The organism is Bradyrhizobium erythrophlei, from assembly GCF_900129425.1.
GTDB classification, from domain to species: Bacteria; Pseudomonadota; Alphaproteobacteria; order Rhizobiales; family Xanthobacteraceae; genus Bradyrhizobium; species Bradyrhizobium erythrophlei_C.
This window is the reverse complement of record NZ_LT670817.1, coordinates 1,997,940-2,022,479: the sequence shown is the minus strand read 5'-3', so window position 1 is coordinate 2,022,479 and position 24,540 is coordinate 1,997,940. Positions and strand designations below refer to the sequence as shown.

The window sequence follows — 24,540 nt, the reverse complement described above, 5'->3', positions numbered from 1 at the left end:
GGTGCCAAGAACGGAAGTCGCCGTAGCTGGACAAGTTCGGCGCCTAAACCCTAGACTGCGCATGATCGGCAAGCAGCCGACGGCATCAGGGGAGGTCGACATGGCGCAGACGCGAGGCATTCTACTGGCATCTCTCCTGCTCGGCCTTTGCGTCGGCACAAATCCTGCGGCGGCTGAGAAGAAATACGACCCCGGCGCCACCGACAACGAGATTAAGATCGGCAACATCATGCCTTACAGCGGGCCGCTGTCGGCCTACGCTCTGATAGGCCGGACGGAGGCTGCTTTTTTTACCAAGATCAACGCCGAGGGCGGCATCAACGGAAGAAAGATCAAATTTATTACCTACGACGACGCCTTCAGCCCGCCAAAGACTGTGGAACAGGCACGCAAACTAGTGGAGAGCGATGAAGTACTGCTCATCTTCCAGAGCCTCGGTACACCGACCAACAATGCCATTCGTCCATACATGAATATGAAGAAGGTGCCGCAGCTCTTCGTCGCCACCGGCGCCACCCAGTTCGGCGAACGGAAGAGCTTTCCGTGGACTATGGGCTGGCAGCCGACCTATCAGACCGAGGGGCGGATCTATGCAAAATACATCATGCAGAACCTGCCGCAGGGCAAGATCGGCATTCTCTACCAGAACGACGATTCGGGTCGCGACTATGTCAAGGGACTCAAAGACGGCCTTGGCGCCGAGGCAGCGAAGCGCATGATTGTGGCAGAACTCCCCTACGATCCCTCGGAGCCGACTGTCGACTCGCAGATTGTTACGCTCAGAACCATGGGCGCAGACATTTTTTTCAACGAGAGCTCCCCGAAATTCGCCGCACAGGCGATCAGGAAGGCGGCTGAGATCGGGTGGAAGCCGGTTCAGTTCCTCGCCAGCATTTCGAACTCGGTGGGCTCCGTGCTCAAGCCCGCCGGACTTGAGAACGCCAAGGGTATTCTGTCGACCAACTATTTAAAGGACCCCACCGATCCAACTTGGAAGGAAGATCCCGCGATCAAGGAATGGGCCGCTTTCATGGATAAGTAATTCCGCGAAGGAGATAAGACGAGCACGTTCAGTGTCTACGGCTATTTGACAGCGCAAACCATGGTTCAGGTGCTCAAGCAATGCGGCGACGAACTCACCCGCGAGAACGTCATGAGACAGGCCGCTAACCTCAAGGACTTCGAACCTGGGTTGTTGTTGCCGGGCATCAAGATCAACACAAGCCCGACCGACTATTTCCCGGTCGAGCAGATGCAGATGTCGCGATTCAACGGTGAACACGGTGAACTGTTCGGATCCGTGATCGCCGGAGAGATTGGGATTCAATAGCCGTCACAGTGAGTCTGGATAGGGAGGCCCGCTGAGGTCCGTTCCGGGGTCAAAAACGGAAGTGGCCCCCTGCTTCCTCGGCAAGTCCGTTCTACCCTCAGGAGCAGACGTCGTCAGACCACCCGGGCATGTCCGAAAAGTGCCAAAACCGGAAGTCGACGGCCCTTCAAAAATATTCAATCCTCGCTGCACGCAACCCTCGGCGACGCCCGAAGATCAATCGGTGAAGCTGTCACCGAACAGGTGGAGTGGTAGAGTTTCATCGCGCTTATTCCCTCGGGTCGACAGTACATATCGCTCTCGTTAAAACTCAGAGCTTCGAACCGCCATCCACGTGGATGGTTTCGCCGGTGATCCACCGGGCATTGTCCGATGCCAGGAAGGCGATCACGCCACCGATGTCGTCGGGCTGAGCGAGGCGCTTCAGCGCCTGCATGCCCAGCGCTAAGTCGCGGCCCGCGTCTGTTTTGGTGAAGTTCAACATGTCCGTCTCGACGACACCGGGCGCGACGGCATTGACGCGGATACCACGTCCGCCAAGGGTCAAGGCGAAATGCTTCACCAGAGTGTCGATGGCGCCCTTGGTTGCCGCATACGCAGGTTCCGTTCCAACAACGGCGCGCGCCGCGAGCGACGAGAGGAAAACGATGCTGCTTCCCTTCGACAGGATCGGAAGGAGCTGCTGCACAAGAAAGAACGGTGTGCGGACGTTGATTGCGAAGAGCTTATCGAAATCCTCGACCGTCGTTTCCTCGATGGTCGCCACTTTCAAGACCCCTGCATTGGCGACAAGGATGTCGAGGCGATCTCCGACAATACTGCGGGCCTGCCTGGCAAGCTTGCTGGCGCCGTCCGCGGCGGCGAGGTCGGCCGCTATGGCATCCGCTCGGCCGCCGGCCTCGGTTATCTCTGCGACAACATCGTCGGCTTCCTTCGCTCCACGGCCGTAATGCACGAGAACCTGGGCGCCGGCGGCAGCGAGCGCGAGTGCGCCGGCGCGTCCTATGCCGCGCGAAGCGCCGGTAACGAGAGCGGTTTTGCCAGTCAGGGTAGCCATGATCATCGTCCTGTTGTTGCTATGGCGGAACGTGCCCGCTTTCGATCCTCATACGCCTCGGCGCTCGTCCGCCGACAGGAACATCGAGACATGGCGGACGAAGAGTTCGGGATACTGGTATTGCGAGCCGTGATTAGGATGAGTTGGGCGTTCGGCAGTTGCTGCTGCAGGATGAACGAGTTCACGGAGTAGATGATCACGTCCTTGCCGCCGTTCACGACCAGCGTCGGCTGGTGGATCGACTTCAGATATTCGAACGGTTTCTCCTGCGGCGCGCCCCATTTGCCGATCGCCTCGATCTGGGCGGGTGCGACTGTCCCGTTCACCTCGGGATCGCGGTTCTCGCTGCGCAGTCGGAAGCGCTTGAGGAACTCAGGTCCTGCATTCTGGCTCTGCTCGGATTGTGTAAAGTGCACGCGAAGCCAAAGATGATCGGGATCGTCATAGGTGGCACCGAAGATTTTCTGCGCCTCTGGAGTGAGGGTCGCCATGCCTTCGCCGCTGCGCGGGCCGGTGCCGACCAAAACCAGGCGTCTGACCAGATCGGGAGCCTGCAGGGTGATTTCCTGCGCGACAAAGCCGCCGATCGAAAAGCCGAGCACATCGACTTTCGTCAGTCCTAGCGCCTTGATGAACGCCACCGCGTTGGCGCCCATTTTCTCGATCCTGGCGGGTACCTCGCCAGAGGAACTGGAAACACCGGCGTTGTTGAACAGGATGACTTCGCGGTCCTTGGCAAAACCGTCGGTCACCGCCGGATCCCAGTGGTCCATGGTGCCGGTGAAGTGCTGGTTGAAAATGAGCGGCACGCCACCCGGTTTGCCGAAGCGACGATAGGCGAAGCGGATGCCGTTGGCCTCGACGAACTGCGTCGGCGCGGTCTGGTGGGTATGAATCATTTCTGGGCGGCTATGAATCATCATGGTCGCGCCCTCGTTACTCAGCCGGCACCGCATCGGGCACGAGCGCCAGGGCTGCTCTCGCGCAATCGACGTCGTTCTGCACCATGGGGGCCCCGCTCACTCCGATCGCCCCCACAATTTCTCCGTCGACCTTGATCGGAAACCCTCCTCCATACGCAGCAACACGCCTGAGCGTGGGGATGCCGGCCAAAAGCGACGGGTCGCCTTGGATGAAGTTGAAAAAATCCTGCGTGGAGACGCCGAACAGCGCCGTATAAGCTTTGTTCTGCGCGATCTCGATCGAAAGGATCGGGGCTCCATCCATCCGGCTAAAGGCCTTGAGATTACCGCCGTCATCGAGAACCGCTACGTTCTCGGTAACGCCAAGTTCTCTGGCTTTCGCCACCGCTAGATCCACCATTTTCTGGGCTCGGTAGAGATACTGTGTTTCTTCACCACGTTAGCCATTGGACTCCCTCCACTTGATTTGTATTGTGCATCGATCGGGCGTGGGTCGTAATAGTTGCGCCCGGACAGGATCAGTTGGCGGTCATGCCGCCGTCGACGTTGAGGATCTCGCCCGTAATCCACTTGGCTCCGTCCGACCCGAGAAAGAGGATGCCGTCGGCGACTTCCTCGGAGAGGCCGAGACGATCGAGCGGAACTTGCTTCGCCAAGGCAGCCTTGTTCTCTGACGTACCGGTGAAGCGGGTCAGCATGCCGGTGTCCGTGGGCCCGGGCGCGACGGCATTCACGCGAATGCCCGACTTGGCGAGTTCGAGCGCCACCGACTTGGTGATGCCTTCGACGGCATGCTTGGCGCCGACGTAGATCGAGGCGAAAGCCGCGCCACGGTGTCCGTACGTCGATGAGATATTGATGATGCTGCCGCTCCCCTGGGCCTGCATGGCACGCACTTCGTGCTTCATGCTCAGGACCACGCCGAGGACGTTGGTCTCGAACGTCGCGTCAAAGCTTTCCGCGGTCTGGTCCGTGATCGGACCACCCTTTCCTTCGGAGCCGGCATTGTTCACCGCGACATCGAGACGGCCAAACCGTTCGACGGTCTTGTCGACCATGGCGCGGACGTCATCCTCCTTGCGGACGTCGGCGTTGATGAACTCGGCCTCGGAACCCAAAGAACGTAGTTCCTTGACGAGCGCCTTTCCGGCCTCATCACGCCGACCGGCAACGACCACCTTCGCGCCCTTCTTGGCGAAAGCGACGGCGGCGGCGCGCCCGATGCCCGTAAGCCCACCGGTGATCAATATGACTGGGTTGCTCATTTGTAATCCTCTCAATTTTGATGCCCTACCGGAAGAGTATGGAAGTGGAACGTCTGGCCGCGGCCTAGAGACCGAGAACAGTCGCAAGTGCCTTTCGTTGAAAGCCATGTAGTCTCCTCTGGCGCCCGCGAAAAAGACTTTGTAAGCTTGGCGGCATGCCTAGGAGATATGGGGAGCGCTATGGAGCTACGGCACCTTCGCTTTTTCATAGCGGTCGCCGAGGAAGGCAGCCTGACGGTCGCGGCTGAGAAAAGGCTGCACACGGCGCAGCCTTCCCTCAGCCGCCAAATCCGCGATCTCGAATACGAGGTTGGCGTTCAGCTCATGAGCCGCAGCGTGCACGGCATCGAATTGACCGCCGCTGGCAAGGCCTTTCTCGACCATGCACGGCTGGCGCTCACCCAGGCAGAGGCAGCCAAGGAAGCAGCGCGGCGGGCGGCTCAACCCGCCAAGCCGACCTTCGCTCTAGGGTGTCTCACGGGGAAGGAAATAGATTGGTTGCCTGAAGCGATGCGCATCCTTCACGATGAACTGTCCAATATAGAGGTCACGGTCTCTAGCCAGAATTCCCCGGACCTCGCTGACGCCTTGATGCGGGGCAGGCTTGACGCCGCGTTCATGCGGCCGGAAGAGCGGGCGGACGATCTGATTTACAGGCGTGTGATTACGGAGCCATTCGTCGTCATGCTCCCCAGCGACCACCGCCTTGCCGGGCATGACGCCGTCGATCTGCGAGAGATCGTGGGCGAAACATTCATCATACCATCGAAGACGGCCCCGACCTCGCGCGCTGTGATCGAGGACTACTTGAAGCGGTCCGGACTGGCTATCGTTCCGGCCCACGAAGTGGACAACATTACCCATGCGATGTCCATGATCGCGTCGACCGGCGCCGTAGCGCTTCTGCCTGCCTACCCAAATAATCTTCTTCCTTGGTCCGTAACCAGCCGTCCGATCCGAGGAGATGCCCCAACGATCGACTTGGTTGTCGGCTACAACAAGGCGAATAGATCGCCGATCCTGAAACTATTCCTTTCGAGAATCGATGACTTGAGCGCCCAGATGTCCAGCAAGGGCCGGAAGGCTCCGTGACTAGATCGGCATCGCATTCCGTCCTTTGTCTGAGGCCGATTACAGGGCAGACCTTGAGGACTGCATTGGTAGAGATTTGCTACCCCACGCGCTGCGCGCATGCGATCTGTCCGCACCGCCGTGGTGAGGTGGTGGAACGCTCGCCGGCTGGCACGAATGTCCGGTTGGGGTCAATCGCGTCGGGTTGGGCGTGTACCGACGACTTCCGCTCTACCCCTGAGAACAGACATCGTCACTGTCCGCCGGCATGTCTCAAACGTGCCATAAGCCGACCTGTCCCACGGCAACTATTTCAGTCCAAATCGATTGGTGAACTCGGTAATCGCCGCTGCTACATCTTCGCGCCTCGCTATCGTACGCGTGTATCCCAGCGGTCCATCGAACACGATGATTATCTTATCAGGGTTCGATTTGAGACGAGCATCCGTCCTCCAAGACAGCTCACCGACCTTGATTTCTACGATCTCGTGAAGGTCACATGCGCGACATCCCCCCACCGCTGCTTGGGGCCATTGGCCGACATCGCGCCCGCGGGGCGCGGAACGCGGATGCCCTTGCCAAAATGCACCGTTTCATTGCCGTGGCGGCCTGCGAGGAGTAGGCTGCGTGCCTGCCCCGGCGGTCGCGCACCGCTCACGGCGCCGCGCTCCGCCTGAGCTCCATCATCAATCAGCTTGGAGGGCATCATGCGGGTGATTTTTCCCTTGCCGCCGCTTCTCGTCGCAGGTGCGGCCGTGGGCGGCTTGTTTGCACCGTTCGCCGTGGGCGGCGGCCCGACCGACAGCATAGTCGTCGCCGCCGCTACTGATCGACAGCTCGGCACCGACATCGCCGTCTGTCATGGGTCGGCCGACGTAACCCGGGCCATGCTGCGATTGGCCCAGACACGCACGGAGGTGCCGCAAGCGGAAATGCAGGCCGCCTCGCCGGCGGCCGCTTTCGCCGACACAGATCCGCCGTTGTGGGAGGGGCTCGGCGGGGTGACGTACAGGATCACGACCGCGAACGAGCCGGCGCAGTCCTATTTCAATCAAGGGCTCCGGCTCACCTACGCGTTCAATCACAGCGAGGCGCAGCGCGCCTTCCGCAAGGCGCAGAAGCTCGATCCCGACTGCGCCATGTGCTTCTGGGGCGAAGCGCTGGTGCTCGGGCCCAACATCAATCTGCCGATGCAGGAAGACGCGGTGGCGCCGGCCTTCGCGGCAGCCGAGAAGGCGCTCATGCTCGCCCCCAAGGCGACCCCGCGCGAGCAGGCGCTGATTGCGGCGGTCTCGACCCGCTACGCCAAGGACGCGAGGGCAGACCGGGTGCAGCTCGATGCCGCGTATGCGTCAGCCATGGAGAAGGTCGCGGCGCAGTTCCCGGACGACAACGAGATCGCGGTGCTCTACGCCGAATCGGTGATGGACCTCAGCCCGTGGAATTACTGGCAGCCCGGCGGCCACGCACCAAACGAGCAAAGCGGCCCCATCGTGCCGACGCTCGAACGCGTGCTGGCGCGCGACCCGAACCATCCGGGCGCGATGCACTATTACATCCACGCGGTGGAGGCGTCGGACCGGCCGGAGCGTGCCGAGCCCTATGCGGACCGGCTGCGGGGGGCCATTCCCGGCGCCGGCCACCTCGTGCATATGCCGAGCCACATCTACTACCGGGTCGGGCGCTATCTTGACGCGCTGGCCGAGAACAAGACGGCGATCGGGGTGGACGAAAAATATCTGGCGGCGACCAATGCGCCCATGGGCGTGTACCGCCTCGGGTACTACCCGCACAACGTCCATTTCGTGCTGGCGTCTGCCCAGATGGCTGGTGATGGACCCACCGTCATCGCGGCGGCCGAGAAGCTGGGCGGCCTCATCCCCGACGAGGTCGCGCGTGGCATCGCGCTGGTGCAGCCGGTCAAGGCGGCGCCTTACTTCGCCCATGCGCTGTTCAGCCCTTCCGCCACCGTTCTGGCGCTCCCCGATCCCGGCGACGCCATTCCGTATGTCAAGGCCATGTGGCACTACGCTCGCGGCATTGCCAACGCGGCGCAAGGCGATTTTACCGCCGCCAAGGCGGAAGCGAATGCGATCGCAGCCCTCGAGGGCGGGGATTTCACGTTGCTCAAATCCTCGGGCGTTCCGGCACAGGACGTGCTGGCACTGGCGCGCACTGTCATCGAAGGCCGCGTCGCGCAGCGTCAGGGCGACAAGGCTGGAGCGATTGAGCGGTTCGAGCGGGCGGCTGCGCTGCAGGACGGGCTGCCCTACATGGAGCCGCCCTACTGGTATTACCCGGTGCGGCAGTCGCTCGCAGTCGCGCTGATGCAGGCGGGCCGACTCGACGAAGCGGAGGAGCAGTTCCAGCGCGCGCTCAAGCGCGCCCCCAGCAACGGCTGGTCAAGGTACGGGCTTGCCGAACTCTATAAGGCGCGCGGCAAGGCCGACCAAGCGAGCAAACTGGAAGCGGACCTTGCCAAGACGTGGATTGGCGACCGACAGCAGCTGGAGCTGTCGAAGTTGTGACCCTCAATGCGTAGTGCCGCCAGGTGGAGGGAAATTGACTGCCCGCTGACCTTAATGGCCGCGGGCAGTGCAAGCTGCGGCAGACACAATGTCTCATATGGCTGTCAAAAACGGAAATGAGCCGACACCCGGGTTAAGTCTGCTCCGCCCCTCGATAGCGGACATTCCAAAGCCACCATTAAACGAATCTGGCAACCCCGTTCAGATCTTCGCATCGGATTCGCTGATGAGAAAAATAACGGGATCACCGGGAAGCAGGTCGCCGGGAAATTGCCTTCGCAGCTGGTCGAGCAGGCGCGCGGCGCTGCCGTTCCTGTTGAGCGCCATGTTGTAGATCTGGCGTACATAGGCGTCCCATCGCGACATCTTATGTTGGGTACCCTCAATTTCGATTGAGATCTGCTCCCTGGCAACCTTGCGAAACTGGGATCCCGTCGAGACTTGCCGCACGGTTTGTCTGGGTCGACCTTTTGGATTACCTGAGCGGCCCTTTTTGAACTGAGTGCTTTTTGGGGGATTTCGGTTTCCTTTGTTCATTCCCTTCCTTTGCTATCAGTGTTTGGTTTCGGCTTGGCAAATTCTTTGTCCGGTACAATAATGAACTCGGTCTCGGAGGGCCCCTCAGCTTCAGGACCGAAGTATTTTGCGGCCATCTTCGCGATGAGCCTCGCGTCGGTGAGGCTCCCTTTGATTGCTTTGTTGAACAACTGTCGAAAGTTAATCTCTGCCTTTCGCATGCGTTTTCCCCTGCCATCGATCTTGACGATCATTTCTTCGTTGTCGATCGACTGCAGAATTTTTCCGGGGTCGAGCTCCTGAGAAATCTTTTTAGGCTTTCCGCTAGGATTGCCGGACTGCCCCTTCTTGAAGCGGGTCGCGACCGGTGGCCTTTTGTATCCGACTTCGTAGTCGTTCTTCTCATCACTCATCGACCTGTTCCTTTTCAGCTTCGATGTCGCGAAAGAGCTTGCCGTCCGATACCCGGACCGCATCCCGGCCCGTCAGATTCTGCCAGCGGCGGATCGCCGTATCGACATACAGCGGATCAAGCTCGATCCCGCGACAGATGCGGTCGGTGCGTTCGGCGGCGAGCAGTGTGGTGCCGCTACCCAGAAAGCAATCCAGGACGATATCGCCGCGGTTCGAGCAATCAAGCAGCGCGTCCATCACCAGCCGAACCGGCTTGACCGTCGGGTGCAGCTCCAGGACATTATTGCCCTTGCGCGCTTGGGTACCGGCGCTGTCATACTGCCACACGTTGGTGCGGTTGCGGCCATTCTTGCCGAGCTCGATGTTGTTGATGTGCCGCCCGGTGCCTGACTTAAAGACACAGATCAATTCATGCTGCGATCGATAAAGCGATCCCATGCCGGCCGTGCTCTTGACCCAGGCCACGATGTTCTTCAGTTCGGCATAGACCTCGCGACCGGCTTCGAGAAGTTCATCGAGGTGCTTCCAATCCATGCACACGAAGTGGATCGCGCCGTCTTTGCTGTAGTTCTTAAGGAGGGCACAGCTACCGGCCAGAAAGCGAATAAACTCTTCTCGGCTGAGCTCTCCGGACCCCTGCGCGAACTCGCGATGGCGGACCTTTCCGTTGCCGGATACGTGGCCATCGATGCGAACATTGTAAGGGGGGTCAATGAAGACGACGTTCGCGCGGCCGTCTGTCATCAATCTCGCAAAAGCAGCCTCGGACGTTGCATCGCCGCAATGGACGTTATGGCCCCCGAGCCTCCAGACATCGCCGACATGGCAGACCGGCACCCCCGTCACCGAGCTGGCATCATCGTTGTCCTCGACAGCCGCCTCACTGAGTTTTTGGATCGCCAAATCGATCTCGGGCAGGCTGAACCCGGTGATTGACAGATCAAAATCCCGGTCGAGCTCTTTCAACTCAAGGAGGCTCTCACCGAGCAGCCGCTCATCCCAATGAGCGTTCTGCGCCAGCTTGTTGTCCGCAATCCGAAGTGCCTTCAGCTGTGCCGGCGAGAGATGCCGGATCTCGACAACCGGTATGCGCGGCATCTTGAGTTTTTTTGCTGCCAAAACCCGTCCATGGCCGATGACTACCTGACCTCTCCCGTCCGCCACCACGGGCATCACGAAACCAAACTCCCGGATGGAATCCGCGAGCTGATTGACCTGGCGCTGGGAATGCTGCCGCGGGTTCCGCGAATCCAGGATGAGTTCTGCCACCGCGCGATATTCGATTTGAACCTCGATCAACCCGGCGTTGGTCGCCAGGTTCGATTCGTAAGCCATCACTTCCTTACCTTCTTGTCTGAGTTGCCGAATCCCAGGCGAGTCATTCGCTCCGGGAAGCTCAAGTTTCGGCTGGCCCGGTAACCACGAGGTGACCCCTGGAATCCCAGAATGAATATTCCTGTTTCACTTTAATTGGATAGATAAATTTGCTTGACCCCCGATCCTTCCCCAGACCGGGCGGGAACCGCCAATCGCACATTTGGATGAAACCAGAGCGAATCCTGCGCTGCCTCAAGTCAAAGGATTTTGCGCGCGTTTTTCACGCGGCCATGACGCGTTATTCCAGCCGGTCAGAAACTTCGGGGCGATCGAGCTCTCGTCGACAATCCATCAACCATAGGCGTTACGGATACCGATCGAACGAGCACTGGAGGCAGATTAGTAGCCACTCCGGCCGCGTCCGCGATACGCCGGGGGCGGCATTGAGCTGCCAGAGAAGTTCCATACAGTCTTGCGGTACAATTCCCGATTGGCTCGGAAATACTGGAGTTGGAACCGATGGATTGGGCTTTCGCTACTGCATCATCGGGTACGATCATCTTGTGATCTGACAGGCGCAAAGAGAGCCACAACATTGCTCAGTATCGGCTCGACTTCGGCGCCACTGAGAGCGATCAATGCGGGAGTGAACATCGCCTGATCTGACATGCTCCAGCTCGCCCCTTCGCGAGCTCGCGGCACCAGCATTATGCGTTCGCAAAGAGGTCGACCCGCCCTACCCGATTCGTATTGCCTCCCCGCCCGCGCCCGGCCTATCGCGGGCTTGTGTCAGTGGCAGCACCGGATGCTGTCGCACGCACAAGGGAGAGCCAAATGGCTACCAGCACATCGAAATCCAAATCCACCAAGGCCGCACCCAAACCCGCACGCGCAGAGAGCCGCACCAAAAGCAGCGCCGCTCGATCGAAGTCCGTCGCTTCATCGAGCGCCGTCACGTCAAAGTCCGCGTCACCGAAAGCAGCTGCGCCGTCTACTTCCAAACAGGAAACGGTGCTCGCGATGCTCCGAGAAGCGAAGGGCACCACTATCGCCGCGATCATGAAGGCAACGGATTGGCAGCAGCACTCGGTACGCGGTTTCCTTGCCGGCGTGGTCAAGAAGAAGCTGACGTTGAATCTCGTCTCCGAGAAGGTAGATGGTCAGCGCATCTATCGGATCGCCGGGACAAACCAGGCCCGGTGATGCCCGTGCAACCCTCGTCAAACAAACAAGCCGATCCAGTTGTTGAAGCCGAACTGGGTCGGCTAGCGGCCATGCCGATCGCCCAGCTGCGGGCCAGATATCGCGAAGTGTTTCGATCCGACCCGCCGAAGGCGTTCGGTCCAGATCTCTTGCGACGCAGCATCGCACACCGGATTCAGGAGAAGGCCTACGGCGGCCTCTCCCACTCGGCGCAACGCCTACTCGATCAGATGATGAAGGCATATGCCGCAAAGCCGGGCGGCAAAATCGTGCTGGCGCGCCGGATCAAGCCGGGATCGGTTTTGGTCCGGGAATGGAAAGGCAAAAGCCATCGGGTGACAGTGCTCGCGGAAGGATTTGCCTATGAAGGCAAGACCTTTGGCAACCTTTCCGAAATCGCGGTCCTGATTACCGGCACGCGGTGGAATGGGCCCCGGTTTTTCGGCCTGCGGTCCAAGGCGCCAGAAAGCGACGAGCCTGTGGGTCCTGGTCGGTCCGATGGCGCAAACCGAAACGCCGAAGCCGCGTCAGCCCGATCGGGTCATCTGGGCGACGGAAGCGACTACCGGAAAAGGAACGCTGCCAGTACCGCTAAATCCGTTTCGACCGGCGATCCCCATGGCAGCTAGTATGACAAAATCGGTCCGCTGCGCCATCTATACGCGCAAATCCACCGAGCATGGTCTGGAACTGGAGTTCAACTCGCTCGACGCCCAGCGTGATGCCTGCGAGGCCTATATCAAGAGCCAGGCCTCGCAGGGATGGAAAGCCCTCCCCCCGCATTATGACGACCCCGCCTATTCCGGCGGCAACCTGGACCGCCCTGCCCTTCAGCAACTTCTGAAGGACATCGACGCCGGCCGGATCGATGTGATCGTTGTCTACAAGATCGACCGGCTGACCCGATCGCTCGCCGACTTCGCCAAGCTGGTCGAAGCCTTCGATGCCAAATCGATCTCGTTCGTCGCGGTCACCCAGCAGTTCAACACCACGACCTCAATGGGTCGATTGACCCTGAACGTTCTGTTGTCCTTTGCCCAGTTCGAGCGCGAACTGTCCTCCGAGCGGGTCCGCGACAAGGTCGCGGCCTCAAGACGCAAAGGCAAATGGACCGGCGGCACCGTTCCCCTTGGTTACGACGCCACGGACAAGAAACTCGTCATCAACAAGGCCGAGGCCGAGACCGTTCGATACATATTTAGCCGGTATCTTGAGGTGCAGAGTTTCGGGAAATTAGTTGAGGATCTCGACGCCAAAGGCATCGTCACCAAACGTCGGGACACCAAGGTCAAGAAATTCAACGGCGGAATTCCCTTCACCTATGGCCCCCTCGCCTATTTTCTGAAGAACCGGATCTACGTCGGGGAAACCGGTCACAAGGAGAAGTGGTTCCCCGGCGAGCACGCAGCCATTGTCGACCGCAAGATCTTCGATCAGGTCCAGCAGCTACTCGCATCCCAACCCGCCGCCCACAAAGCCCGCCGCACCGCGAGCGAGGCGCTGCTGATGGGCAAGCTCTATGACGATCGTGGCAACCGCATGAGCCCCAGCTTTTCCGCCAAAAACGGCGTGCACTACCGGTTCTACGTCAGCTCGGCGCTGTTGCGGGGAAGGAAGGCCGACGTTGGGTCGGTCGGGCGTGTCCCTGCGGCCCAGATCGAGAGCGCGGTCCTTGCCGCCCTCAAAACACATCAACAACAAGGACAATCCGAGAGTGCGCCCGCTTCCATTGGAGACGTTGAGCGCGTCGTCATCGCCAGCGATCACCTCCTGATAACGACCGCTGGTACGGCCGACGGGGATGGGGCGAACCAGGAATTCAGAATTGCGTGGTCGACAACGGCGAAAGATGCAGCAGCGGCGATGGAAGATAATGTAATACCGGAAGTCGCGCGCAACGAGAGCCTGATCCAGTCCATCGTTCGTGCGCATGCCTGGATGGATCGTCTCCGCGACGGAGCTTATGAATCCATCGAACAACTCGCCGAGGCCAACCGGATTCATCCCAAGGTCGTTCGCCAGGCGCTCCGGCTCGCGTTCCTTTCGCCGGAAGTTACGTGGGCGATTTTGGAGGGCAGACAGCCGACGGGACTTTCGCTGGCGCAAATCCCGAAACTCCTTGCGTTGTCTTGGGCGGAGCATCGGCGCCTGCTCGGCTAGCCATCGAATGTTGCGGACTTCGCTTTCTGTTCAACAAGCATCGGATTCCGATTCCGAGGGCCGGGCGTTCGAATCTCTCCGAGCGCGCCAGATCGCAAGCGGAACGAAATCCTCTCCACCGGCTCCGGAGCCAAGGGCCGCCACCAAGCCCTAATTTCCGAAAATCACCTTCCGCTCGAATCAATAGTTGGCTCCGGGCCAGAACTCTGATGCGATTTCGGAAAGTCATCGGTCTTCATGACTTCAGATATCAATTTCGTCGTAGATTGCAGACGCTCGCGGAGTTCCTCAAGATTTCGATGGGAAAGCACGCTTCTTCTGCCGACGAGTTGCAAAACGCATTCAAAAACCAAGTCCGAGTTGCGGATTATTTCCAATAAGTGTTCGCCGCTCGGCCCATTCGTTCCCGAAAGCCAGTTCTTGGCCGTCCGTTCATTGGAGCCAGTCCATCGCATCAACGTTTTGATCGCTTGATGGCTGCTACCGAGGTCAGTCCGAAGCGCTTCTGCGATCGATACGGCGTAACCGCGGGGAGGCTCTCCGGCAGACGGTGGAATTTTCCTGCCTATTTTCGGCAACATGTTTCGCCTCGGGCCGGATAGTATATCAAACCTTGAGCCCATTGTTTGACGTTCGTGAGGCGGGCCATGGAAATCAGCAGCGTTGATGTCAAACGCAGTTCAGACCAATCAGGCCGTGTGACGCACTCCGCAGCTGAATACGTCCGCATGTCGACGGACCACCAGAAGTACTCGACGGAAAACCAATCTCAGGAAATCCGCGAATACGCCCTTCGACGAGGGTTCAAAATAGAGAAAACATACGCGGACAGCGGCAAGAGTGGTTTAAACCTGGACGGCAGAGATGCGCTTAAGCAGCTGATCGACGACGTTCAAAGCGGCAACGCTCAATTTTCCATTATCATTGTCTATGATGTAAGTCGCTGGGGCCGCTTCCAGGACGCAGACGAAAGCGCGTACTACGAGTACATATGTAAAAGAGCCGGCATCCGTGTCTGTTACTGCGCAGAACAATTCGAAAATGACGGGAGCCCAGTCTCGACGATTGTCAAAGGCGTGAAGCGCGCGATGGCCGGCGAATACAGCCGCGAACTCTCCGTAAAAGTGTTTGCTGGCCAACGCAGACTGATCGAGCTCGGCTATCGGCAAGGCGGTCCGGCCGGTTATGGTCTGCGCCGAAAATTGATCGACCAGAACGGCGCGCCCAAGACAGAACTGGTGCGAGGAGAGCACAAAAGCATCCAAACCGACCGCATCATTCTTATTCCAGGCCCCGAACAAGAGATCGAGACAATCAGGTTCATCTATGAATCGTTCGTAGCGGCCGGGAAATCGGAGGCCGAGATCGCCACGTTGCTCAACCAGCGCGGCGCGCTCACCGATTTGGACCGGCCTTGGACCAGAGCCACGGTGCATCAAATTCTGATCAATGAAAAATACGTCGGCAACAACGTCTGGAACCGATCGTCCTGCAAGCTCAAGGGACACCGAATTGCCAACCCGCCCGAGAAATGGGTACGCCACGACAAGGCATTTGAACAAATCATTGACGATGAGACGTTCCAGGCAGCGCAAAAGATCATCGGCGACCGCGCCAAGCATTACTCTGACGAGGAATTGCTGGACCTGCTGCGCGGGCTGCTCGACAGCCACGGCTATCTCTCGGGCATCATCATTGACGAACTTGAGATCGGCCCCTCCAGTAGCGCCTATCGCAGCCGCTTTGGCAGCCTGGTTCGCGCCTACGAGCTGATCGGATTTACCCCTGAGCGCGATTATCGCTACATCGAGATCAACCGAGCGCTCCGACGCATGTATCCCGGGCTGATCGCCTCGACCATTCGCGGCATCGAGGCCATTGGCGGCATGGTGCGTCAGGATCGCGATACCGATCTCTTGGAAGTCAACGACGAATTTACCGCCTCATTATGCCTGGTCCGTTCGCAGGAGACCTCGTCGGGTACGCATCGTTGGCACGTTCGCTTCGATATGGGCTTGCGGCCCGACATCACCGTCGCGGTCCGCATGAACCAAATGAACGCCGGTATTTTGGATTACTACCTGTTGCCCCGCTTTGACATGGAAGCCTCGAAACTCCGGCTGGCCGAAGACAATGGCGCTGGTCTCGATGCTTATCGCTTCGACGAGCTCGATGCATTGTTTGAGCTAGCCGCCCGGTCGCAACTGATGGAGGTTCGTCATGGACTCGGTTCAATCTATTGAGATCATCCCGGTAAATGCGATTGATGTCGTCAACCCACGGGTGCGCAACCGCCGCATTTTCAAAGAAATCGTCACCAGTGTTGCCGAACTCGGGCTCAAGCGGCCGATCACCGTCAAGCGGAAGCAGCTGGAGGGAGAACAACGCTACGACCTGGTCTGCGGGCAAGGCAGGCTGGAGGCCTACCAGAGCCTTGGTCAACGCGAGATCCCGGCGATCGTGGTCAGCGCCAGCGACGAGGACAGCGCGATCATGAGCCTGGTCGAAAACTGCGCCCGAAGGCAACATCGCGCGATTGATCTGCTGCATGATATCGAAGGGCTGAAGAGCCGGGGTTATGAGTTCGAGGAGATCGCCCGCAAGACCGGGTTGACGGTCGAATATGTCAGGGGCGTCGCGAGCCTGCTGGAACACGGCGAGCACCGGCTGTTGCGCGCGGTCGAGGCCGGTCAGGTGCCGGTCAGTGTGGCGGTGTTGATCGCGCAGGCTGAGGACAGCGAGGTCCAGAATGTGCTGCAGCAGGCCTATGAAGAAAAGCTGCTGCGCGGCCAGCGGCTGATGGCCGCAAAGAAGTTGATCGAGCAGCGCCGTCGGCGCGGCAAGGGCTACAAAACCGGCCCGCGCCGGGTCGACGGCGGTTCGATCAGCTCGAACGCCCTGCTGCGGGCCTACCGGCAGGACGTCGATCGCAAGAAGGTTTTGATCCGCAAGTCCAATAGCACCAAATCGAGGCTGGTGTTCATTCTGGAAGCGCTGCGCAAACTGCTGGCCGAACCCGACTTTGTCACGATACTGGAGACCGAGAAGCTCGACACGCTGCCCAAGAATATTGCGCTGCGGCTGCAGGGACAGGGGTGAGCCATGGCCCGGCGTGTCCATATTTCGGTCCGGATGGGCTTTGAGAAGCGAACGGTGTCGCTGCGACTTTCCGATATCCAGCCGCTGAAACACATTTCCGAGGAGGTAAAGCGATCGTCGAAATATTCGCAAATCTCGGCCTCGATTGCCGAAATCGGGCTGGTCGAGCCGCCGGTTGTCGCGCGCAGCCGCGAGGAGTTTGGCAAATTCCTGCTGCTCGACGGCCATCTGCGGCTCGAGGTGCTGCGCGATCGAGGTGTCGGCGAAGTTGACTGCCTGATCTCAACCGATGACGAGGCCTTCACCTACAACAAGCGCGTCAACCGAATCGCGATCATCCAGGAACACAAGATGATCCTCAAGGCGGTCGAGAACGGCGTCTCCGAAGAACGCATTGCAAAATCGCTCAATGTCGACGTCGCCAGCATCCGCCGGCGCCGCAAGCTATTGGACGGCATCTGCAGCGAGGCGGCCGAACTGTTGAAGGAAAAGCACATCGCGCTCAACACCTTCTCGGAATTGAGAAAGCTGGGCGCGATCCGGCAGATCGAGGCCGCCGAATTGATGGTAGCGATGAATAATTTCTCCAACAGCTATGTGCGTTCGCTGGTGGCCGCGACCCCGAAAGCCCAACTCGCCCCGGGTTACCAGCCCCGCGCGCCCAAGGGGCTGTCAGACGAGCAGGTCGCGTTGATGGAGCGGGAATCGGCCAGCCTGGCGCGCGAGTTCAAGGTGGCCGAGCAGACCTATGGCACCGACCACCTCGATCTGGTGCTGGCCAATGGCTATGTCAGCAAGCTGTTGCGCAACGGCCGCGTCGTCGGCTATCTCGCCAAGAATTACCAGGAGTTGTTGTTCGAATTTCAGAAAATCACCGAGGCTGAGGCGACCGCGGCTTAGAGCCGATGAAGCGCGAACTCGCTAAGAGGTAAATGGGCGCCACCAAATTTAAATCGAGTGAGCGGCCTTCGCGGATGAGGCGTTATGGAATTTGTAGACCAAGGTGCACTCCTTCATCTGCTCTACGCGCAAAGCGACCAAGAAAATAGAATCTCACCCTCTTCCTCGTTAGTTCACGAGCCACTGACAACATCTGGGGCTAAAGGAGTATGAACAATTGGTCGCCAGCGCCCGCCATGCCTTGAGTGACATTCTGAAAAGCAGCTGCCCCCGCGACCTCTGTTAGGAGGTCGTGTTGTTTGAATATTTGGTCCATCGCGATCTTGCTTTCCGGAGCGGGCTACGGCGCTCAAGAGACGACCGTATTGCTCAAATCCACGCGGTCGTGCTCGACGGCGCAACTCTGCTCGGCGTTCAGCCCTTCCAAGTTGTCGTCATAGCTGCGAACATCAGATCGGAAGATAACCACCGCTCGGAGGGATCGCATTCAAAACGCCAATCTCTAGAAGGATGGTAGATATTTATCTCGCGACGACTACAAACGGCGCCCAATGGAACTCAGTTCTAAGCGCGGTGCCAGGAAAGACCTTACCGTCACGAATCGCTTGCATAGCAATTACAAGCGCCTGGTCCATCGGTAACTTTCCCTTGTCCCACGCCCGAAATAACTCACGCAGCAGACCGATCGACGTGCGCGCATCAAGACGCCAATACGATACTATAACCCCGTGGGCCCCAGCAGCAATGAAGGCGGCAGCCAGACCTGATAGCGCTTCATCCTCTTTCCCTCCGTCAGGGCCTCCTGAATTGCATGCTTCGAGCACGACCCAATCTGCCGACAGATTCAAGGATGTTATTTCCCCAGCCGTTAGCAGACCGTCATCCCTGTCTATCGGACGCAGCACACCGATCGGTGGTGTCAACAGAAGAGCTGGCTCCTTCAAACCGCTTGTGGCTAGACTTTCGTCGGCCAGAAGGCCATGAGTAGCAAACATCACAACTCGCGCGCGCCCGAGCCGCGAATCCGAAGTCACCTTTAGCTCCCGCGCATCGGATCCGGTCAAGAGCCATGAACCAAGGTCATTTGCTAAGTTCGGCGATAGCAAAGTAAGCGCAATCGCTTTAGCCGCCAGTTTAGTCTCAGGTACGCTGCAGAATTCGCTAAACTTACTTGGATCTACGGCGCCGTCCGTATTCCGCAGCTTGGTTAACATGGAATCGCGACAGTGCTGTTGATCACCAAAGCCCGCGGGATCAGCAATTGCAAAAAACTCCAGATCTGACTGGGTAGGCGGCGGTGTACGATCGCTCTTGATCGGGGGTGGGTAAAGTAAATCAAGACCCGGAAGTACCCGTACAGAATAGGCTTGATCTAGCCAAACTGTCCTAGAGCTTGTCTCCGTTTCAGGAGGCAGATGAAGGAGGTGGAAAGGGATAGACGTTAGTGGACCTTGAGTGATCAAAAAAACACGATGCACCCCCTTCATCGAAGGCAGTAAAGGCCAAAGAATTTTGCGAGATAAAGCCGCTATGCTTGTACGATCCACCGATGGATCGGTTGACGATTCGGAGATGGCTTTCCGTGCTTGCTGTACAAGTTCGTCCAAACTTGGCTCTCGGTCCTCAAACGCGACCTTATAAACCTCAATCGCTGAGTCTCTTATGACGGTCGTGAACACCTCTTTTCCACTTCCAGTCAGGAATAGCGCGGCTTCATCGCTCGCTATACTTAAGCTATCGGAATTGTCGGAGAGTAGAACTTCGCCGCTGCTTGTTTTGGGATTGAGTAAGAAGTTGTTCGTTGTCTGCTCGGACCAGAGGCCTGTGGCGGGCGCGAGGGCATCAAACATAAAATCTCTAAGAGAGAGAGACGACTTTTGCGCATCTCCGCCTTCACAAGGTGTGTACTCGGCTAGGGCGTCTCCTACCTCACGAGGCTTTGGTGGCCACTGACCGGTGGACTGAGACCGCGAGGCTAAACGAGTTGATCTGTCCGTCAGTATCGACCTTCTCAATGCCTCCTTTGTTCCGGCGTCAGTGATGCCCGCAATAGTTCGTGCTCTCTCCATTGTCACCGTCGTAGAGGACCGTGTTGCAGCACGCACCTCCGCTCGCACGATCTTACTTTGTTCCTTCGAAAGGCTTTTTCCCGATTTTCTGATCAAATCGGCCGCTGTAAGCGCAACGAGCAAGGGAGAGTCTGGAGGCGCCGACGGCTCCCACAATCCCGCCGGAACCGTGGGCGCTCCCTGCCACAACGGCCCAATGGGCTTAACCTGTGTCCCAGCAATTGCGTTTAGAAGAGATCCATTGGTTGAAAAAGTGCGGTCGGATTCGGGACCTTGCAAGGTTGGAAAGAGCTTTAAGTCTCTGCGTTTGCGTGACTGATCGACGCTTTCGAGCGCTCCCTCCGGATCGCCGTGGACGAGTCGCAAGCGCGCTTCTAAAAATGCGGCGTCCGCCCGGTCGACTGCAAAATGTCTTCCTTCCAAGTTGCTTCCGGACGCATCAGCTTGATCGAACGCTTGCTCGAGTTCCTTGGTCGCCTGATTTAGATTTTCGAACAACTCGTCAGCCGTCTTGATGCGCCCCATGCTTAAGACCGTATGCGCGAACGCAAATTGCTTACGACGAGCATTGAGCTTGTCGCGGTCCCACGCCTCTGCGAGCTGAGAGCGGGCTTTCTCGGGCTGTCCATCGAGGAGAGAAGCCGCACCTTGAAACTCGGACAATTTTATTCGGTACAGGTCGACATTTTTATTGGCCGTTTGTAGGACCGGTTCACCAGCCACGTCGAGGCGTGTGAACACATCCGCAATTCTACTCCCAGCGTAATGTGAGAGGCCGCGCGCGAACAGTGTTCGCTCTACAGCCAGCTCGGCACTGGAATCCATTTGGCGCGAAAGAGAATCTAATGACGTTTCTGCGTCCTCTGCCGTCGACGCACTACAAACTGCGGCAACTGCACGCACAGCCAACGTCGGCCCCTTCAGCTTGGCTGAATTTTGCTGCGGTAGCCCCCGTAACGCCTGTTGGACTTTGGCAGCAAGCGTTCGGGCTTCTTGGAGGTTGCCTGACCTCAGGTCATTGATCGCGAAAGCGAGAGCTTCGCCTACTATACGGTCAGTCGCGCCGCCGACGAACTCTGTAATTTCCTTTGAAGGTTCCGGCCGTTGCTTTAGGAAACTGAGAGCTTTAAGCCGGGAAGCCGGATCGCGCGGCGATATTTGGCCAAAGAGCGCCTCTTGGAATAAACCGTATTGGTTTCGGTTATTGATGCTAACAGTGCCGTCCCTGAGGTGCTCAGCGATTGCGCGGAGTGGAGAGAGCAAGTCTTCCATCTCCGAATCCGACGCAACGATTTGGTACGCTGCGATAATTTTCATATTTGTTCGAAAACTGAGCGCGCCTTCGGGGTTCAGTTGAACAGCCTGAGCATCTCGAGAAAGGAGGTCGCGCGCGCGCGTTCTGAACGGCTCGAAATCTCCGAGATAAGTAGAAGCCCTTAAAATGCTGCCGAGGGCTGTCCAAGCGAGGTCACTGCTCGTTTCGGTCGGCAGTATCTGGGTTAGAACAAGCACGGTATCGGCCAACCGAAAGCCGATTGAGGGGCTCCGACTGTCGAAAGCATCCCCCGCCAACTCAGCCACTCGCCTAACGTTCCTCTCGAGCTCAGAGATCCGCGTGTCAAAGCCTGAACTGATAAGTGGCTTGCCTTCTGCAGCAACTTCCTTTGCCTTCTCGACAACGTCGGAGATTGCTACTTCGAGGCGCTGTTGATTGCTGCCGCTATTCCACGTTTCTACAAGAGTGTCGATTGCGACTTTGAATTTGGTTTTCTTGTGCTTTGATTCGGCAGCGGGCACCAAACTTTGTACGAAGTTCGCTTCGTCATTCCGACCAATTTCCTCTAGCTGCTTCTCCAGGCTGGCCAATTTTTCGCCAATTTTTGCACCGGCCGGGTTTGCCAGCTTTACAAAGGTTGCGTCATCCCAAATTAGGCGAAGCAGCGCGTTGGAATTTACGAAGCCGATCTGGGATTCAGATTGAAGAGCATCGAGCAGCGTGTCGTCGTTGTCAGGTTTATATAGTGCGTCGGGAGCGAACAGATTTGGCAACGCTGAATACAAAAGTGGAGCCAAATGCATCAAATTGGAATCCTCTAGAGCTTTCACTACATCCAAAGCGGCCTGATATAGAGGATGCTGCTTTGATACCCTTCCCGTCCGCTGTGTCGAGGATTGCGCGTAAATCAACCATTCCAGGGTACCCAGCGCGGGTTCGCCCAGTTCAAGCGCGAGCTGCACCCGCAGCGCGATAAAGCGCGGCCGACTTACTTCTTCGCACTTGAACGCGGAAAGCACATTGTCAAGCTTCTTCGATAGCTGGACAAAGACGTCTCTTGAGAAGGTATCGTTGTTCTCAATGGCGTACTCGCCCGCGACTAGAAAATCGCGGCATGCGCCTTTGGCATTCGCTTCTAGTGATTGAACAATAGAACTCGTCAGTCGAATAAATTCGCCACCTAATTGCGCTTTGGAAGCAGCAGAAGAGTGAACCGCCAGCAATGTGCGCGCGATGTCTTTCTTCTGATTATACTCCTTAACAAACTTCAAGGTACGAAGTTGGGAGTTTTTGGCAGCGGCTTCTGCTCCGTCCTTTATGATAACCACTTGATTGTCGAAATCCGTAATTGCGGCTTCTGCCCTGTTCTTTAAGAGATCTACCTTTTCGTCGAAATCGGTAGCCGCCACCGGAAGGCCGTCGACCCCCAGATTAGCTATTTTCGTATTAGCTAGAGGCTCTAATTCGCCGAGCTTCTTGACCACCAATTGCGATCGAGTGTCCGAGGTGAATTGCCCAAACCAGACCGCAATTTTAGCCCATCGAGCGGCAGAAGAGAGATCTCCCAGGGCGTTAGCAGAGAGCGCCGCAATAGCGGCGCTCTCTGCTAATCTAGCACGGTCCCGCACGCCTCCGGCTAAATCAAATTGCGCTATTTGTGCTGAGTGAGTTCCAGAAACACCATAGTCGCCGGCAAGATAGCTTGCTCTTGCAAAGCGAAGTTTCGTTTCTGCCTGGAGATTGATCCGGGTGTTGTTGACCGTAGCAGAATCGCTCATCAGCTTGCCGAGAGAATCTCGAGCCGCCGCATAGTTTCCGGCGGTAACCTGCAACTCGGAATAGCGCCAATACGCCAACAGGTCGTAAAGCTCGTCAGCCTTGACTATGTACCGTACGACCATCTCTAGCGCATTTCGCTCCAAGTCCGTATCGCCAGCTATTCTGGCGTACATTGCCGTCACCCAATGGCCGTCCGTCCAACGTCCATCCAAACTCTTGGAGAGTTCTCTGGCTGTTGAAAGTTCCTGTCTGGATTCTTCCAGCGAGCCGGAGCGGGCGTCCAGTCCTGCCAAAATGGCTAAGGCCTGAGCTTTCTGTGCAACCGTAGCACTCTTCAAGTCTGACACCTGCATAGCGGTGAAGCGCGCGTCGATCCCGTAGTCTGCTCCTCCAAGCGACGCAAAATATGCATAGAACAATGAGTTGCTTGGGTCCTCTTCAGTGCTCTTGGCTGGATTGTACGTAGATCGCAACACACTTTGCGAAACTTGTGCAACTCTGATTGTAGTACCGGTTAGTAGCTCCGCCTCGAAAAGACGCAACCAATGCAATTGTTGTTCAGCCATGGAGGGAAGGGCTGACCATTGAGCGATAGCCGCCCTTGCGGCATCCACGCTCGCTCCGCTGTCCGAGCCATAGAGAAACTGCTGCGTTCTGGCTTCTTGTTGCGCCGGACTGCCCATGAAAAACAGTTGCCAGTCGTCCTTGCGTTCGGTCAATAAATATAAATTCAACCTTTCTAGCGCGAAGTCAGTTTGACCACGCTTCATAGCGATACAGCCGCGCAGCAAAGCACTATGCCGCCACAGCAGACTTGCTATTTTGCTCGCTTCATCGTGGCGATCGTCATCTTCATCCTTTCCGTCTCTTAAGAGCGGCTTCAGCCATGGAGCCAGCGGAAGGCTCTTTTCCGCGCGATCTAATTCGGCACCGGCATCGGCAAGAGCGTTGGCACGAACTGCAACAAAAGCCTCCAAAATTTCGGCGTTAGCAAGCTCGATGCTCGCGGCATTTGGGATTTCTCGGAACACTGATACAATCGCTTCGACTAAGCGTAGCGTGGTTGTTGGTGAACCTATCGCGTTGGCGTTGCCCAAGGCGCTCAAAGCGAACCCCACGGATGGATATCCTTGGCCATTTGCTTTTAGGCCGTTGGCAAAGTCTTGCGAAAAGTGTGCTGCTAAAGCGGAATCGACGTTGAGCGAGGACACTCGAGCTTGCAGCTGCATTTTCGCGAACAGTGCAATCGCACGGTCATAGCTGCTAAGTTGACCGACGGGAGCATGAGCTATGTCGTTTCCGGCCGGCCATAATTCGTCGATAACTTTCGAGGCGTCATCGGGCCGATCGGCTTCTGAAAGTGCGGCGGCCAAGATCGCCTTAGCTCGTGTCGTTTGGGAAGGGCTCGTCACCGGGTTTGCGAGGACATCGACAACATTTTCAATAACTTTATAGAAGTTGCGCGCTTCAAGGCCCCTTGTTGCTAGGGTTATACAGCCGTCGACGCGACCACTACTAGGCGTGGATCTACACGTAGAATCATCGGCAGAGGCATCTGGTTGAATAAAAACGATGCTCAGAACGAATAGTGCCCAACCCAAAGAACGTTTCCATGATCCGTTCATGTGCATCG

17 protein-coding genes and 1 pseudogene are annotated in these 24,540 nt (G+C 57.8%); 9 read left to right on the top strand and 9 right to left on the bottom strand.

Annotation, left to right across the window (positions count from 1 at the left end; all coding sequences use genetic code 11):
- The first annotated feature begins 100 nt into the window (after positions 1-100).
- Positions 101-1,330, top strand: a pseudogene (locus B5527_RS09585) (ABC transporter substrate-binding protein).
- Positions 1,331-1,640: 310 nt separating this feature from the next.
- On the opposite strand, the gene B5527_RS09580 reads toward B5527_RS09585, so the two are convergent.
- From B5527_RS09580 to B5527_RS09565, 4 genes are all read right to left on the bottom strand, one after another.
- Complete coding sequence (locus B5527_RS09580; RefSeq protein WP_079607181.1) at positions 1,641-2,387, bottom strand: SDR family NAD(P)-dependent oxidoreductase; 747 nt, start codon at positions 2,385-2,387, stop codon at positions 1,641-1,643.
- A gap of 2 nt (positions 2,388-2,389) precedes the next feature.
- Positions 2,390-3,310 (bottom strand): alpha/beta fold hydrolase, encoded by a 921-nt coding sequence (locus B5527_RS09575; RefSeq protein WP_197689295.1) that lies wholly within the window; start codon positions 3,308-3,310, stop codon positions 2,390-2,392.
- A 13-nt stretch (positions 3,311-3,323) separates the two neighbouring features.
- The gene (locus tag B5527_RS09570) at positions 3,324-3,710 is read right to left on the bottom strand and encodes a GlcG/HbpS family heme-binding protein (protein WP_079601069.1); all 387 of its coding nucleotides are present in this window, start codon (positions 3,708-3,710) and stop codon (positions 3,324-3,326) included.
- A 118-nt stretch (positions 3,711-3,828) separates the two neighbouring features.
- Positions 3,829-4,575, bottom strand: a complete 747-nt coding sequence (locus tag B5527_RS09565) for an SDR family NAD(P)-dependent oxidoreductase (RefSeq protein WP_079601068.1) — start codon at positions 4,573-4,575, stop codon at positions 3,829-3,831.
- An 87-nt stretch (positions 4,576-4,662) separates the two neighbouring features.
- Between B5527_RS09565 and B5527_RS09560 the strand changes: the two genes are divergently transcribed.
- Both B5527_RS09560 and B5527_RS09550 read left to right on the top strand, forming a co-directional pair.
- Complete coding sequence (locus B5527_RS09560; protein WP_338065099.1) at positions 4,663-5,667, top strand: LysR family transcriptional regulator; 1,005 nt, start codon at positions 4,663-4,665, stop codon at positions 5,665-5,667.
- A gap of 686 nt (positions 5,668-6,353) precedes the next feature.
- Positions 6,354-8,174 carry a tetratricopeptide repeat protein gene (locus tag B5527_RS09550; RefSeq protein WP_079601066.1) on the top strand — a complete coding sequence of 607 codons (1,821 nt, stop codon included), beginning with the start codon at positions 6,354-6,356 and terminating at the stop codon, positions 8,172-8,174.
- A 201-nt stretch (positions 8,175-8,375) separates the two neighbouring features.
- Here B5527_RS09550 and B5527_RS43655 read toward each other — a convergent pair whose 3' ends face one another.
- Genes B5527_RS43655 through B5527_RS09540 form a run of 3 tightly spaced genes read right to left on the bottom strand, consistent with a single transcriptional unit; the run spans position 8,376 to position 10,439 of the window.
- Complete coding sequence (locus tag B5527_RS43655) at positions 8,376-8,711, bottom strand: DUF5681 domain-containing protein (RefSeq protein WP_154072124.1); 336 nt, start codon at positions 8,709-8,711, stop codon at positions 8,376-8,378.
- Positions 8,708-9,103: a DUF5681 domain-containing protein gene (locus B5527_RS09545; protein WP_079601065.1), complete on the bottom strand. Its 396-nt coding sequence runs from the start codon at positions 9,101-9,103 to the stop codon at positions 8,708-8,710. The genes B5527_RS43655 and B5527_RS09545 overlap by 4 nt, the downstream gene beginning before the upstream one ends.
- Entirely contained in the window at positions 9,096-10,439 is a 1,344-nt protein-coding gene (locus B5527_RS09540; RefSeq protein WP_079601064.1) for a site-specific DNA-methyltransferase, read from the bottom strand. Before B5527_RS09540 ends, B5527_RS09545 begins: the two co-directional genes overlap by 8 nt.
- 816 nt (positions 10,440-11,255) lie before the next feature.
- Here B5527_RS09540 and B5527_RS09535 point away from each other — a divergent pair.
- Genes B5527_RS09535 through B5527_RS09525 form a run of 3 tightly spaced genes read left to right on the top strand, consistent with a single transcriptional unit; the run spans position 11,256 to position 13,784 of the window.
- Complete coding sequence (locus tag B5527_RS09535) at positions 11,256-11,624, top strand: DUF3489 domain-containing protein (RefSeq protein WP_079601063.1); 369 nt, start codon at positions 11,256-11,258, stop codon at positions 11,622-11,624.
- Positions 11,624-12,253, top strand: coding sequence for a DUF2924 domain-containing protein (locus B5527_RS09530; RefSeq protein ID WP_079601062.1), 630 nt, complete (start codon positions 11,624-11,626; stop codon positions 12,251-12,253). Before B5527_RS09535 ends, B5527_RS09530 begins: the two co-directional genes overlap by 1 nt.
- Positions 12,243-13,784: a recombinase family protein gene (locus tag B5527_RS09525; protein WP_079601061.1), complete on the top strand. Its 1,542-nt coding sequence runs from the start codon at positions 12,243-12,245 to the stop codon at positions 13,782-13,784. The genes B5527_RS09530 and B5527_RS09525 overlap by 11 nt, the downstream gene beginning before the upstream one ends.
- Positions 13,785-13,948: 164 nt before the next feature.
- On the opposite strand, the gene B5527_RS09515 is transcribed toward B5527_RS09525, so the two are convergent.
- On the bottom strand, positions 13,949-14,365 hold the full coding sequence (locus tag B5527_RS09515; RefSeq protein ID WP_079601060.1) for a hypothetical protein: 417 nt from the start codon (positions 14,363-14,365) through the stop codon (positions 13,949-13,951).
- A gap of 66 nt (positions 14,366-14,431) precedes the next feature.
- Here B5527_RS09515 and B5527_RS09510 point away from each other — a divergent pair, with 66 nt between their 5' ends.
- From B5527_RS09510 to B5527_RS09500, 3 genes are read left to right on the top strand one after another with little or no spacing between them, the layout of a single operon-like run.
- Positions 14,432-16,027, top strand: a complete 1,596-nt coding sequence (locus B5527_RS09510; protein WP_079601059.1) for a recombinase family protein — start codon at positions 14,432-14,434, stop codon at positions 16,025-16,027.
- Positions 16,005-16,883 carry a plasmid partitioning protein RepB C-terminal domain-containing protein gene (locus B5527_RS09505; RefSeq protein ID WP_079601058.1) on the top strand — a complete coding sequence of 293 codons (879 nt, stop codon included), beginning with the start codon at positions 16,005-16,007 and terminating at the stop codon, positions 16,881-16,883. Before B5527_RS09510 ends, B5527_RS09505 begins: the two co-directional genes overlap by 23 nt.
- Before the next feature lie 3 nt (positions 16,884-16,886).
- Positions 16,887-17,783 carry a plasmid partitioning protein RepB C-terminal domain-containing protein gene (locus B5527_RS09500; RefSeq protein ID WP_079601057.1) on the top strand — a complete coding sequence of 299 codons (897 nt, stop codon included), beginning with the start codon at positions 16,887-16,889 and terminating at the stop codon, positions 17,781-17,783.
- A 521-nt stretch (positions 17,784-18,304) separates the two neighbouring features.
- Here B5527_RS09500 and B5527_RS09495 read toward each other — a convergent pair.
- Positions 18,305-24,532: a CHAT domain-containing protein gene (locus tag B5527_RS09495; RefSeq protein ID WP_172842523.1), complete on the bottom strand. Its 6,228-nt coding sequence runs from the start codon at positions 24,530-24,532 to the stop codon at positions 18,305-18,307.
- Between the last annotated feature and the right edge of the window lie 8 nt (positions 24,533-24,540).

What these genes read in the sequence shown, in the direction of transcription:
- B5527_RS09495 (WP_172842523.1), bottom strand. Translation starts at nt 24,532, where the DNA reads ATGAACGGATCATGGAAACGTTCTTTGGGTTGGGCACTATTCGTTCTG.
- B5527_RS09535 (WP_079601063.1), top strand. Translation starts at nt 11,256, where the DNA reads ATGGCTACCAGCACATCGAAATCCAAATCCACCAAGGCCGCACCCAAA.
- B5527_RS09505 (WP_079601058.1), top strand. Translation starts at nt 16,005, where the DNA reads ATGGACTCGGTTCAATCTATTGAGATCATCCCGGTAAATGCGATTGAT.
- B5527_RS09540 (WP_079601064.1), bottom strand. Translation starts at nt 10,439, where the DNA reads ATGGCTTACGAATCGAACCTGGCGACCAACGCCGGGTTGATCGAGGTT.
- B5527_RS09510 (WP_079601059.1), top strand. Translation starts at nt 14,432, where the DNA reads ATGGAAATCAGCAGCGTTGATGTCAAACGCAGTTCAGACCAATCAGGC.
- B5527_RS09565 (WP_079601068.1), bottom strand. Translation starts at nt 4,575, where the DNA reads ATGAGCAACCCAGTCATATTGATCACCGGTGGGCTTACGGGCATCGGG.
- B5527_RS09575 (WP_197689295.1), bottom strand. Translation starts at nt 3,310, where the DNA reads ATGATGATTCATAGCCGCCCAGAAATGATTCATACCCACCAGACCGCG.
- B5527_RS09580 (WP_079607181.1), bottom strand. Translation starts at nt 2,387, where the DNA reads ATGGCTACCCTGACTGGCAAAACCGCTCTCGTTACCGGCGCTTCGCGC.
- B5527_RS43655 (WP_154072124.1), bottom strand. Translation starts at nt 8,711, where the DNA reads ATGAACAAAGGAAACCGAAATCCCCCAAAAAGCACTCAGTTCAAAAAG.
- B5527_RS09545 (WP_079601065.1), bottom strand. Translation starts at nt 9,103, where the DNA reads ATGAGTGATGAGAAGAACGACTACGAAGTCGGATACAAAAGGCCACCG.
- B5527_RS09570 (WP_079601069.1), bottom strand. Translation starts at nt 3,710, where the DNA reads ATGGTGGATCTAGCGGTGGCGAAAGCCAGAGAACTTGGCGTTACCGAG.
- B5527_RS09530 (WP_079601062.1), top strand. Translation starts at nt 11,624, where the DNA reads ATGCCCGTGCAACCCTCGTCAAACAAACAAGCCGATCCAGTTGTTGAA.
- B5527_RS09515 (WP_079601060.1), bottom strand. Translation starts at nt 14,365, where the DNA reads ATGTTGCCGAAAATAGGCAGGAAAATTCCACCGTCTGCCGGAGAGCCT.
- B5527_RS09525 (WP_079601061.1), top strand. Translation starts at nt 12,243, where the DNA reads ATGGCAGCTAGTATGACAAAATCGGTCCGCTGCGCCATCTATACGCGC.
- B5527_RS09550 (WP_079601066.1), top strand. Translation starts at nt 6,354, where the DNA reads ATGCGGGTGATTTTTCCCTTGCCGCCGCTTCTCGTCGCAGGTGCGGCC.
- B5527_RS09500 (WP_079601057.1), top strand. Translation starts at nt 16,887, where the DNA reads ATGGCCCGGCGTGTCCATATTTCGGTCCGGATGGGCTTTGAGAAGCGA.